Consider the following 12714-nt stretch of genomic DNA (forward strand, 5'->3'; position numbering starts at 1 on the left):
GAGACCACCTCACTATCGATGTCCTGCGGTACCCGGGTTCAATGTGCCGGCCCGGGCGATCCTGATGGCGCTCTGTTCCTCCGTTCTTCCCTCTGAGATCAACTGCTACCTGACGGGTACTGCGAACTGCTGGTGATGCGAACTGCACTTGCGGTACTGCTCACGGCGGCCCCTGATCACCGCGGGCCACCCGGTGCGGTCGTCAGTCCCGTCGCCGTCCTGCAACAACCTGGCTTCGCGACTCCACCACCGCACCGTCCTTCGTACTGCACCTGCTGGTACTGCTGCCCGGCAGTTCGTGTCTGCCCGGCCCTACTGTCTCTCTGAGCTACGAGAGAACCATAAACACGCCCACGCCCCAATGTCTACTCCAACAAACACAGATTTCCGCGTGTTCGACAGTGAGGCAGTCAGCCGCACCTGCCCCCTGGGCCACCGCTGAAGCAGTCGGATGGCCAGCAAATACAATCTCCCCCATGTCGAAGCCTGACGAGCTGCTCGTTGACGTCGCCACCGTGGTGGAGTCCGGGCAGAGCAACCAGATGTCCCTGACCGTGGTCACCGGTGGCGCTGTCATCACCGGCCGGCTGGCTCCCGAAGCCGTGTGGAGGCGAAGGGTGTCGGAGGTGCTGACGGACTCCGCCCACCTGGGAGAGTTCTCCGCCGTCTTCGACACCCCCGCGAAGAAGGACGGACCGCCCACTCATCTGCACTTCCATGTCGCCCGGATCCTCCAGGGCACGGTGGGAATCCCGGAGACGGGCGGGATGTACCGGGTCGCGATCGACGACGTCAGCGCCTGGACCATGGGCGACTTCAGCTACTCCGACCACTGAGCGACCACGGCGACGGAAACCGGTCACCCGAAAACGGCACGAGCCCCAGTCCAGACCGTCTCTGAACTGGGGCTTCGTGGTAGGCCCTGTGGGACTCGAACCCACAACCCATGGCATAAAAAGTCCTGGCCAAAGCTTGTTGGGTGGTTCCGGACGCTGGTGCGGTGTCCGCGCGCCAGGTGTGTCGACAGCAGGATTCGAACCCTACGACACCCGCTTCTTCTTACTCGGTCCTGCTCATGAGCCCTCGTGCCGGACAGTCCGCTCACGCATCGCGCACGCATGGAGCCCTTCGCCCACTCGACGCAGCAGTGGGGCTACCGCGCCTGTCCGCACCCTCCACCGCCATCCGAAAACATCGGCGACCGCGTTCGAGCAGAAGACCGGCTGGCGCTACTCGTTCACCGCAACGAACATCCGGCACCTGGGCCACATCGCCGGCACCCACCAAGTGCAGTTCCTCGGCGTCCTCCACCGCGATCACGCCGAGGTCGAAGACCGCGTGCGCACCAACAAGGCGATGGGACTTGTGAACCTGCCGTCCAAGTCCGGGGAAACGAACGCGAGCTGGATGCTCACGGCAAACCTCGCCGCCGATCTCGACGCCTGGCTGCGGCTGCTGACCTCTACCACTTGCCCGCCCGCCGCGCCCGCCACGCACGGCGCCACCCTCACACGGCGAGGGACATTACGGGCGACCCGCCGGGCCACTCAACGACCAAACCCCACCGATGAATCGAGGCCATGTCCTGAGTCAGCGTCAACATGTCTGTCAGGCAGCCCGCATGCCAACCGTCATGGAGAGTTGACCAGCGACGACTTGTTCACAGCGAAGACGGTGTCACATCGATCCTGGACGCGCTCGTCGTGGGTGGCGATGACTACGGCGCATTCGGCCTTGCTCATCTCGCGGAGGATGTCGACGACCATGGTGGCATTTTCATGGTCGAGGGCACCGGTCGGCTCGTCCGCGAGCACGAGGGCCGGCCGTTTGACAATGAGGCGAGCGAGGGCCACGCGCTGCTGCTCTCCGCCACTGAGATGGTGGATCTTCTCCTTCTCCCGCCCGCCCAATCCAACGCGATCGAGGGCCTCGGTGATAGCCGTGCCCGCCGTCTCGCCTCGTGAGGAACGCCGTGGTTTGACCGCCACCTTCAGATTGTCGGCGACGGTCGCGTTCTCGATCAGGGCATAGTTCTGGAAGAGGTAGCCGAGAATGTCACGCCGGAATCCACGAATCTCACGTCGGCCGAATCGGGTGATGTCCTTCCCGTCATGGCGGATCGCCCCGGCGCTCGGCTTGTCGAGCAGGCCGAGACAGTTGAGGAGGGTGGACTTGCCCGATCCGCTGGGGCCGACAAGGGCCAGCATCTCGCCGCGACCGACGGTGAAGGTGACATCGGACCACAGGGCCCGGGAGCCGAAAGACTTCGAAAGGTTCTCGATATCGATCACGACAGTGCTCCTGCTGAGTGGAAGAGAATCGCGTTTGCGGGGCTCACGCTTCGGTCGCCCCTTCTCTGACGATGCGACCGTGGAAGACTGCAAGTGCGAGCAGCACAGCGCTGAATTCGACAGCGACCAGCCCAGCGATGATGCTGAGATCCAGTTCGGTGAGGTGGACGAGTGGGTGCGGGAGAGGGGTGCCGGCAGCAGCTAGCTTCTCCAACTCCTGGTTCTGCGACCATGTTTCGAGAGGAACCCGCGTGGCAAGGAGGACCGCAAGGGCCACCTCTATGCTGAGGATGAAGCGGTGGGTGACCGCGTATCTCCAGCCACTGATGTGTCGTACGAAGATGGTCTGGGCATTCTTGCGCGAGTAGATGATGCAGACGCCGACGCCGGCGATGAGGAGGACGGTCACAGCCAGCAAGAGGTTGAAGAGCTGCACTCGAAAATCGTTGACGGCATCCCGCAGTTTCAGGGCGGAGTTCTGGCCGACGGGGCGCATCGCTGTCACATAGGTCTGCAGCTTGTTCGCGCTGTTCCCCTTGATGGCATTCAGGACGTCATCGGGGTCGGGAAAGACGACTCCTTCCTGGGTGGCGAATGCGGTGTAGCCGTCGTCGGAAAGGAATGTCGAGCCGTTGGGAACCACGACGAGGACCGGGTCGCGCACCAGGGAGCGGTCCTCCTTCGGGCTGTGGGCTGCGTTGTAGACCTGGTTTCCGGGGTTATAGGCGAAGATGCGCTGGCCGCTCTTCGCCGGGAGCGTCTCCAGCTGCGTACGCCGGTTGAAACTCGAAGACAACACCTCGGGGATCGCTGCGGCGATGGCCGCCGTCTGTCGGCTGAGGGATTCGGGGATGATCAGCCGCACGGGGTGCGTGTCCGGTGCCTTGCCGTCCTGGGCAACGGGGGTATAGCGCCGTCCTGTCGGGTCGAGGACCGACTGTTTCGCGAGGAAGGCATCATTCACGAAAAGCACCTCACCCGGCGGGAGTTGTGAGTGCTGGGCAAGGCTCTGGAGATCCCGGCGCCCGGCCAGAATGATCTTTCCTTCTCTGTCGGCTCGGCGCAGCCACGGACCCACCTCCTTGATCACCTGGTCCGTTTCGCTGGGCAGGCTGCCGTTGAGGCGAATGGTGACGGCATCACCCGCTTCGGCGTAAACCTTCCGGCTCTCTTGGCGCACCAGTACGTCCTGCCCCGCAGTTGCGACGTCCATGGCAATACTGAGGGCGAGGAGCAGTGCGGGGATACGCACCAAGTAGACACTGATGGATGCTGCCCGGGCAGGCAGTTCCCCCTTGAGCGCGCGCAGTTCGTCAACCTTGAAGGTGAGGGCGAGCACGGCCGCGTGGGCCGCCAGCACCAGAAGAGTGAACAGGCCGGCTAGGCCCACTGTGATGGTGGCGAACATCCCCAGCCAGGCAAGGCCGTTGTAGAAGCCCAGGAAAGCCAGCGTCCCGGCTGCCACGGCACAGGCTGCTACCGACCAGGACGCCGCGAGCTGCCTCAGATCACGAACAAGGAGGTCCGTGAAAGACATGCCCTGCAACCGCAGGACCCCGTATGCCTTTGCGCTGAGCAGCACGCTCGCGCCGGTCATCGTCACCGCGGCGAGAGCAACCACCCAGAAGGACCAGCCCAGGACACCGCCGGTAAAGGCGACAGCCAGTGTGGTGTACGAGAGAGGGTGGGTCACCCCAGCACGCAGGCCGAGGTCGGCGAGCTTGGCAACCAGCGCGTCGGCGGCGGCAGGTGACCCGAACACGTAGTACTCGCCCCGCGGATCACGCTGTCCGATCTCGGCGATCGGATGCACGTCCGTCGTGTAGTTCCGGCTGAACGCCGGATAGCCCTGGTCCAGCCACGATCCCGCACCGGACTGCCGATTGCCCGGGGCCAGATAAAGATGCCGGTGGCCGTCGGGGTCCCTCATATCGGGTACCTCACGAGCCACCGTGACTCCGTGGTCGGCTGAGAACGACGCGATCGCTTGGGCGACCTGAGCACCGCTCGCCGAATCGTCGGAGTCGAACACCCAAATCAGAGCCGAGTTGCCCAGCACCCCGTCCTCGTCCAGCCCCCGCACAAACAGGAACGCCAACACTGCAGAGAAGGCCAACACAGCGGCGTGGACGAACTTAATTCCTCGGTGCAGCATTCGTTTCCTAGATCAGGGCATTTGGGGAAGCAAGCATCTCTGAAACATTGGGACCATGAACGACGCGGCCGGGGGGTACGGTCCGAACATCTGGTACCGGGGCACGCAACATTTAGCCATGGAAAGCCTTGTCCGATGCGTGGGATCGCAAGGCGGCCGAGAGTCCTTGTAGCAGAGCTACTGGACTCTCGGCCTACACGGTAATCCTGCACGCAGGCTGCGTGAGACTGACCGCGACTACTGGAAGGCCCGCGAACGCGAGACTACTTCGAGCAACCCTTGTCCCAGTAGGACGAGCCAACCGAAGAGCTGTCCACCTCGGCGGAAGCCAGGGACCACGACCCGGGCGACGTGCAGGCGCTGTAGGACCAGTAGTTGCCGTGAACCGAAGACGAGTGGTTGACGCTCGGGTGCTTGTAGTTCGACCACACACTGCAACAGCCCACGCCGTAAGCCCATGTGCCGCCACCGGCGCTGACAGACGCCAGCGCCGGAGTGGCAGCGGCCATGACGATGGCAGCGCCCGCCACTGCGGCCTTAACCCCGTTGGTGAGTCTCAAAACTGACCCCTCATGATGTGTTGTTGATCTGGACAGGTCAAGAGCATGATCGCAGAGGGCGGTCGCGAGCAACCGAATAAATGTGTGATCCAGGCAACATTACAATCCAGCCGCGGCCGAAAAAGGGCGGGAAATACGGACGTTCAGGTCGGTAGCGGCGAAAATCCATCGCCTTGCGGAACCGATGGCTCCATTGTCACTGATGGGACATGAATATCGATTGAAAGCTGAAGTAATGGGTGATATTCCCGCCCAAAACGCATGGCAGCTTGAGGCTTCGGTGACAGCTCCGGTCACGCCGCAGCACCCGGGCAGTGGTGTTCCTCTCCAGGAACACCAGTTGTCGACGAGGCCCGAAACAACGCAGACTATGCCCCCTGCTATCCCGGTCAGTTTTGGTTTCGCGTCTCTCTGGTGCTTCGCGCTACACAACAGCCGGTCCGATAGTCCTCCTTCACGTCCGTAATCCGCTGACTTCGGTCCGTACCGCAACCCCGGGGCCTGAACACCTTCATGTTTTGCCATATAGCCGTTCTCCGGCGCCGCCTGCCCATATGGCCCATCGTTCTCCGGCGCCGCCTGCCTGTCTGGGTGATCCCGACGCTGTGGACTCTCGCCTTCGGCCTGTGGGGGCTGTCCCGGCAGCACAGTGTGTGGCGGGACGAGGCCGCGACCTGGCAGGTGGCCCAGCGGCCAGCAGTCGACATCTGGCACATGCTGGGGCAGGTCGACGCCGTGCACGGGCTCTACTACCTGCTCATGCATGGACTCTTCGCATGCTTCGGGCCCAGTACCACGACCCTGCGGCTGCCCTCCGTGCTGGCGATGGCGGTGGCGGCTGCCTGTGTGGCGGTCATCGGCCGCCGGCTGGCAGGGACCCGAGTCGGCTTGGGGGGAGGGCTGGCGTTCGGGCTGCTTCCGGCCGTGCAGTTCTATCTCCAAGAAGGCCGCCCGTACGCACTGGTCACGGCTGCGGCCGCGATCTCGACGCTACTGCTGGCGACCGTGTTCGAGGAACATGTCGGGGCGATGCGCTGGGCGGCCTACGGCGGCACAATCCTGCTGTGCGGGCTACTGAACTGGCTGTCGTTGCTGATACTGCCTGCGCACTCGGCGACCCTGATCTGGACCCAGGCCCGGCGTGGGATCTGGAGTCGCTGGGCGGCTACGTCGGCGGCCGCTACGGCATGTGTGCTGCCGTTGATCCTGTTCAGCCGAGGCCAGTCCACACAGATTTCCTGGATACCGCCGCTGACCTGGCACATGATGATCGGCCCGGCGGTCCTGCTGGCGATCGGCGGCCTTGCAGCACTACTGAATCGGCCGCAGGCAGGCCGACTGTCGGTGGCGGCCGTCGGGCTGCCACTGCTGGCCGTGCCGCAGATCGGCCTGATCGGCCTCTCGCTGGTCCAGCCACTGTTCCTGGACCGGTACGTTCTGTTCAGCCTGCTGGGTCTAGCGCTGCTGATCGGTGCCGGGCTGGGCGCGGCGGTACAGGCAGCCACACCGCGGTTTCCGAGGGCATCGACGTGGATTCTCCCCGTGGTGGTCGCCGTATCGATGGTGGCGCTGCTGCCGCAATCGCTTGCCAAGCGGTCTCCGTCGAGCCGGGTCGACGACGTACTGGCAGTGGCAGCAGACGTGCGGCACCTGAAGGAGACCGGGGACGCGGTCCTCTTCATTCCGGCGGCGCGGCGCGACACCGAGCTGGTCTCTCCGGACGCCTTTACCGGGTTGCGGGACATCGCTCTGACGGAGAGCCCAGAGGAGTCCGGAACGCTAAAGGGGGTGGAGGCCAGCCCACCTCGGATACAGGCCGCAATGCTGGCCCAGCGGCGGATCCTCCTGGTCACGGACGCAACGAAGGCGGCGAAGCCGGTGTCGGCGGAACGGGACAGGGTGAAGATCTCCGTGCTGAGGGAGTACTTCACGGTGCTAGCGGACGAGCAGGTCCGCGGTCGGAGGGTGACGGTGTACGAGCGGCTCGGAGCAACTCGATGATCTACGCGGCCGGGTTGACCGTGAGCGTCACGTACGGGACACGGGCAAGGGCTTCACGAAGGAAGACGGATGGCGACGCCGATGCGGAGCGTCCCCGGCACATCCGCTCACGCATCGCTCGCGCAAGGCCCCGCGAACGACGCAGCGCCCGACCCGACCGAAGCCGACCCGAGCGCTGCGTAGCAGGTCAGAAGGGGTAACCCCTCCCCCACATCCGTAGGCCCTGTGGGCCTCGAACCCACAACCAATGGATTAAAAGTCCTGGCTGGATCTTGCTGGATGGTCCCGGACCCTGACTCGGTGTCCGGAACCACCAGGTCAGAACAGGTTCGTCAGGAAGCTCGGTCCACGGCAGGACGGCTCCTGCCACACCGTCCGCTCACGCATCGCTCACGCACGGCGGAGTGTTGAACAGCGGTTCGTGGTTCCGGGGGTCACGCCGAGGGGCCCGGCTTCGTCCAGCGGCTTTCGGTCCTGAGCCGTAGGTGACCGTCCGGGGTGCGGTGGAGTTGCATGCCGTCGGTGGAAACCGCCGAGGTTTCCCTTCGTTCGGCTCGGTTGTCGTGCGGCACCGGCTGCCTGGCCGACGGGGCAGTGAGGGCTGGTGGCATGTAGTCGGTGAGGGCCACCGTGACTCCGTCCTCGTCCGCGTTCAGCAGCAGTTGGTAGGACGGTGCCGTGCTGTGGAGAACCATGTACTGAGCAGCGACACGGGCTGTCTCGGCGAGTTCGCGCAGCATCCAGGCAGGGGCCCCGATCGCGGTGAGGACCGCGCGGGCGACCTGCACCATCGCCATGTTGCTGTCGGTGACACGGGGCAGTTCCAGGCAGAGGGTGATATCCACCCCGGCCTTCTGCGCGTCTGCGGAATCGCCCTGGTCCTGGCGCTGGGTGTAGGGCAGTCCCACGAGGTGGACGGTGTGTCCCATCGACTTTGTCCCCGGTGTTCGTGATGACGAACGGAGCGAGTCACGGCCGGACCGAGGTGCACACCTCTACGGCCTCCACCGAAGAGCGACCGGCCGGGGACTGGGACCTACCATCGTTCTCTACGCCGCAGGTGCCGCCGGGGACATGGCGCCTGCGGCCGCTCACGGTCCGGACCGCGCCCGCGCTCGACGGCCGGTTCGATGCCATCGGAGAGGCCCGGCCTCGGAGATCCTCCCTCCCCGGCCGGTCCCCGAGTGCAATGCCAGGACACCGAGATGCCCTCCCCCGCTTCAGATGGTCGGCCAGTGTCCGCGTCGACCAGTGCGACAGGCCGGATCCCGCCGACGGGGGCCTCCTCGTCAAAACGATCACTCAAGCCCGCACCTGCGGCGGCACCTGGGTACGCGGCCCGCCGCGGCGCTTCTCTTCACAACCGGCGAGCTCGGCGATGTCCTTGCGCCGCCGCCCCTCGCCGGACCACAACACGATCCGTGCTCGAAGCGCCACATCGGCCGGAACATCACGCGATCCGGCCAACTCCCGTAGTTCTGGCATCTGTTCAGAGGAGAGATCCATGCTGAGTTTGTAGGCCCTCAATTGGAATGTCCCGTTTCGCCGTAGCGACCCGGAATGTTCTTGGCTGTCTCATTCCGGGGACACGCCATTTCGTCTCACGGTCTTGTCCTCAGAAGCGACGCAAGGTCCGGGAAGTCGGCGACGTACGAGCCACAGCTCACGGAAGGCTGACGGCGTCGGTTCAGAGCGGCGCGTGCGGGTACTGTTCGGCGCGGTGCTGGAAGGCCAGGACCGCGGGGTTCTGGACGGTGCCGCCGCGGATCTCGATCGCTCGGCGAATCGTGCGGTCACCGTCCCAGCCGTCCGGTCCTTCGAGGACCGGACGCAGGAACGGGATCAGCGCCTCGCTGTTCTCCCAGGTGGCCGCATCCCACAGGTAGGAGGGGCTGTGGTCCACGGCGTAGTAGTGGACGTGGTCGCCGACGGTGAGCATCGGGTCGTTGAAGGTGGTAGGCCGAGCCCAGGCGAAGCCCATGCCCTCGTCGCAGGAGACGTCGATGACGAGGGTGCCGGGCGCGAGCTTCGGCAGGTCCTCCTCTATCAGGAACATCAGCGGCGCCGCGGTGTCCTGGAGCACGCAGTTGACGATGATGTCGTGCCCGGTGAGGAACTCGGCCAGCGGCTCCGGACCGTCCTCAGTGAGCGCGATGCTGCGCCGCGGGTCGAGGGTGTCGTCGGCCACGTCGTGGTCGAAGTGCACGATCCGTGCCGAGTGGATCGGTGAGCTGACGGCGGCGATGCTGCGGGCAGTCAGTACGTCCACGTCGTGAACGCCCAGCGCGCTGAGCGCGGTTACCGCGCCGCGGGCGGTGGCGCCGAAGCCGATCACGACCGCACGCCGCCGGCGCCCGTAGTCACCGGTCGCCCCGGTCAGCTGCATGGCATGCAGCACCGACGAGTAGCCGGCCAGCTCGTTGTTCTTGTGGAAAACATGCAGGCTGAACGTACCCTCCCGGGTCCAGTGGTTCATCGCCTCGAAGGCGATCACAGTGAGCCTACGGTCGATGGCGGCCTGCGTGACCTTCTCGTCCTGCACGCAGTGCGGCCACCCCCACAACACCTGCCCGTCCCGCAGCTCCGCCAGATCCTCGTGCAACGGTTTGGCCAGCAGGATGACGTCACACTCCGCGATCAGCTCCTCGCGTGAGCGAAAACCGGCGACCCACGGTGCAAGCTGACGGTCCGAAACACCGAAGTGCTCCCCATAACCGGTCTGCAGATAGATGCTGGGCTGAAGGTCGACGTCGATGCGTTCGAAGTGCGCTGGGTGGATCGGCAGACGGTGCTCGTTCTCTTTCCGGGTCTGCGACATGATTCCGAGCTTGAGCTGCTGCAAAATACCCCTTTGATTACTACCTGTCTAACACATCCCGGAGTGCGCCGGCCCGGATCGGCAGTGCTCCTCTGGGCCGGGCGCCTTGATGGGCACCCAACCCAGGCACCTTCAACTGACATCCGACAAGCGAGGAAACGCCGGTCCGAGCTGCCGTAGTGCACCGCGACACCCTCGCCGCCGGCGGCCTAAAACGCTGACCGAGTGAGCCCTGGCGGCGCTCGGGGCGGTGGAGATCGAGACGGGATCGGCACTACGACGAGTGAAGGATCAGACAGGAGTTCGACCCGCGAAGCACTCGTGGGCGCCTCGGCGGACCGGAACCGCGAGGCGTCACGACACGGGATCGGTCAGCTCGGGATCCGCGTATCCCGCGACCACCTCACCAGCCACGTCCCTCAGCGGTCGCTGGCGTGACCGGGCATGTTTGCGCAGCCGGTCGAAGGCTTCGTCCGGGGTCATCGCACGCCGGGTCGCGAGTACGCCCTTGGCCTGCTCGATGACCACGCGGCTGGTCAGTGCGTGCTCCAGTTGGGCGGTGAGCGTCCGGCTCCGGTCGGCCTCGCGGGAGCGCTCCAGGATGACGGCGGTGAAGTCCGCGAGGGACCGGCCGAGACTACCGACCCCGTGCCCTCGGGTCGGGAGAGACACCGTCGAGCGGCCCGAGCCCTCGTCCCCGAGGGACGTGAACAACTCCGGCCCACGTCCTCCCGGCCTGTTCGAGTTGGGGCCCACTCCCGCGTCGCCCCAAAGGCCCCGAGGACGATCAGTGCGCGCGGATCCCGTGGCAAGGGGGCAGGTCCGTGCGCAGGCGGCCGTCGTCGAGCGCCCGGCGACGGCCGCCCCAGTCTTGGAGCCCGCGAGCGCCACTTCCGCGATCATCTCGTCCAATGGGTCTGGAAGGCCCCGTCGCGAGTCCACATGCGGAAGCGGTTGGAGAGCGTCGAACAGAAGCCGGAGCTCTGCGACCGTACGCGAACTGGTCGCAGACATTGCAGCCCACGACCACCGGCGGCCACTGCCCGAACTGCACCACTTCAGCGTAGGAACGGCAGGGGAGCATCAGCGGCAGGCGAGGCGACATTCGCCGCTCCCACCCATTCCGTAGGCGACCTCGGAGTGCGCGAAACCGTCTCCTCGTCCTCCGTGTGCAGTTCGCCGTCCGTGCCGATCGAGGGTGGTTCCTCGAACCTGCTTCTTGTCTCGTAGGCCATGACTGTCGCGAACGCGCGAGCTGGCCTGTGGCCGTGTCCACAGAGACCGCCTCCAGGACGCCGATCCTGTGCCGCTCATGGTCGACCACGTCGTGGCCTCGCCATTCTCTGATGTCTTGCGCCTCGAACACGGCAGCCCCTCCGTCGCAGGTCGGATGAAGACCGCCGGCGTCACTTTCTCCTCCATCCCTACCTCTCCACGGAGCGTCACACCGTTCATAGCAACCGGCTTGCAGGCAGGACAGCGGACGGCTTTCACGTGCCGAGCGATGCCTCGGCGACAGCCCGGCCCGTCACGGTCCGGCGCGCGGCAATGTGGGCGATGAGCGGGCGCGGTCGGAGCACTGTCGCGGTGTCGCGGTCAGGTGACCAGGAAGATGGCGGCGTAGTGCGCGCCGAAGGCTGCCACAGTCAGAGCGTGGAACACCTCGTGGAAGCCGAACCAGCGGGGTGAGGGGTCGGGACGCTGGAGGGCGTAGACGACCGCGCCCGCGCTGTAGAGGAGACCGCCGACCACGATCAGGGTGAGTACGGCCGCTCCGCCGGTGTGCAGGAAGTCGGGCAGGTAGCGCACGGGGGCCCATCCCAGGGCCAGGTAGCACGGGGTGTACAGCCAGCGCGGGGCTCCGACCCACAGGACCCGGAACGCTATGCCGGCCACCGCGCCCGCCCATACGATCCACAGCAGAACGGACCGCTCGTCCGGCGGGAGGAGAAGCACTGCCAAGGGGGTGCAGGTGCCGGCGATGATGAGGAAGATGTTGGCGTGGTCGAGACGTCGCAGGAACGCCTCGCCGAGCGGCCCCCACGTGCCACGGTGGTAGATCGCGCTCGTTGCGAACAGCATCCAGGCGGTGACCGCATACACGGCGCAGGCCCAGGCCGCCTGCGGAGTGCGAACCAGGCAGACGAGAACGACGCCTGCGATCAGTGAGGCGGGGACCATTCCGGCGTGGAGCCAGCCACGCAACCTCGGCTTGATCGGTTCTGCCAGGCCGGCCGCCCGCTCCGTCAGAGCGGCAACCGGATGAGCTTTCTTCCCTGCTTCGTCGTCCTGCTCTCCGACAACGGGCGGCTCGGCCTCGCGGTGTTCTCCACGCCTTGAGGCGATACGGATGTATTCGGCTTCGGCGGCGTCGCGGGGCACAGCTCCTCGTCCTCCCTCGGACTCCTGGGCGTCACCGATGATCACGGGGTCATGCTAAAAGACGGAACCCGACGCCATTCCCGGAGGTCGCTCTCGAACCCCACTGCCACGTCGCAGGCATGGTGTTCCGCAGCCGTTTCCACTCCGGCCTCGCTGATCCGCCGTCAACACCTTCCTACTCCATGGGGAAGGCGGCGGTGATCGCCCTGGGCCTTGCGGCACAACACAACAAAACGCCCACGCCGAGAGCGTGGGGAAAGCGATCACGTCACACATCGGGGCCGGGTTGTACGGGGGCGCCCGCCGATGTCGGCAGGCCCCGTCTCAGGCCGTGTTCGTCGGCTTCGCCGATTCCGCGGTGCGGTGGTGTTCGGCGTTGATGCGCTGGGCTTCTTCGAGCTGGTCCTCGAGGACGATGATGCGGCAGGCGGCCTCGATGGGGGTCCCGTGGTCGACGAGTTCCCGGGCGCGGGCGGCGATGCGCAACTGGTAGCGGGAGTAGCGGCG

General features: G+C 65.7%; 10 protein-coding genes and 2 pseudogenes. 2 read left to right on the forward strand and 10 right to left on the reverse strand.

Annotation, left to right across the window (positions count from 1 at the left end):
* Positions 1–476: 476 nt before the first annotated feature.
* On the forward strand, positions 477–836 hold the full coding sequence (locus tag ABZT04_RS45130) for a hypothetical protein (protein ID WP_356066326.1): 360 nt from the start codon (positions 477–479) through the stop codon (positions 834–836).
* Between the two features lie 795 nt (positions 837–1631).
* On the opposite strand, the gene ABZT04_RS45135 is transcribed toward ABZT04_RS45130, so the two are convergent.
* From ABZT04_RS45135 to ABZT04_RS45145, 3 genes are all read right to left on the reverse strand, one after another.
* On the reverse strand, positions 1632–2291 hold the full coding sequence (locus ABZT04_RS45135; protein ID WP_356066328.1) for an ATP-binding cassette domain-containing protein: 660 nt from the start codon (positions 2289–2291) through the stop codon (positions 1632–1634).
* A gap of 43 nt (positions 2292–2334) precedes the next feature.
* Positions 2335–4446, reverse strand: a complete 2112-nt coding sequence (locus ABZT04_RS45140) for a hypothetical protein (protein ID WP_356066331.1) — start codon at positions 4444–4446, stop codon at positions 2335–2337.
* A 263-nt stretch (positions 4447–4709) separates the two neighbouring features.
* Positions 4710–4955 (reverse strand): lactococcin 972 family bacteriocin, encoded by a 246-nt coding sequence (locus ABZT04_RS45145; RefSeq protein WP_356066346.1) that lies wholly within the window; start codon positions 4953–4955, stop codon positions 4710–4712.
* Positions 4956–5519: 564 nt separating this feature from the next.
* Between ABZT04_RS45145 and ABZT04_RS45150 the strand changes: the two genes are divergently transcribed.
* Positions 5520–7007: a glycosyltransferase family 39 protein gene (locus ABZT04_RS45150; protein WP_356066333.1), complete on the forward strand. Its 1488-nt coding sequence runs from the start codon at positions 5520–5522 to the stop codon at positions 7005–7007.
* A gap of 434 nt (positions 7008–7441) precedes the next feature.
* Here the strand turns inward: ABZT04_RS45150 and ABZT04_RS45155 are convergent, their stop codons facing one another.
* From ABZT04_RS45155 to ABZT04_RS45185, 7 genes and pseudogenes are all read right to left on the reverse strand, one after another.
* Positions 7442–7936, reverse strand: coding sequence for a hypothetical protein (locus ABZT04_RS45155; RefSeq protein WP_356066336.1), 495 nt, complete (start codon positions 7934–7936; stop codon positions 7442–7444).
* A 373-nt stretch (positions 7937–8309) separates the two neighbouring features.
* Entirely contained in the window at positions 8310–8513 is a 204-nt protein-coding gene (locus ABZT04_RS45160; protein ID WP_356066338.1) for a hypothetical protein, read from the reverse strand.
* A gap of 181 nt (positions 8514–8694) precedes the next feature.
* Entirely contained in the window at positions 8695–9849 is a 1155-nt protein-coding gene (locus ABZT04_RS45165) for a N(5)-(carboxyethyl)ornithine synthase (protein WP_356066341.1), read from the reverse strand.
* 330 nt (positions 9850–10179) lie between these two features.
* Positions 10180–10539 carry an ANTAR domain-containing protein gene (locus ABZT04_RS45170; RefSeq protein ID WP_356066344.1) on the reverse strand — a complete coding sequence of 120 codons (360 nt, stop codon included), beginning with the start codon at positions 10537–10539 and terminating at the stop codon, positions 10180–10182.
* Positions 10540–11080: 541 nt separating this feature from the next.
* Positions 11081–11191 (reverse strand): annotated as a pseudogene (locus ABZT04_RS45175) (PRC-barrel domain containing protein); the annotation flags it as partial.
* Positions 11192–11421: 230 nt separating this feature from the next.
* Entirely contained in the window at positions 11422–12075 is a 654-nt protein-coding gene (locus ABZT04_RS45180) for a hemolysin III family protein (protein ID WP_356066349.1), read from the reverse strand.
* 456 nt (positions 12076–12531) lie between these two features.
* Positions 12532–12714 (reverse strand): annotated as a pseudogene (locus tag ABZT04_RS45185) (MerR family transcriptional regulator); the annotation flags it as partial.

Source organism: Streptomyces sp. NPDC005492, from assembly GCF_040605995.1.
Lineage (GTDB): Bacteria > Actinomycetota > Actinomycetes > Streptomycetales > Streptomycetaceae > Streptomyces.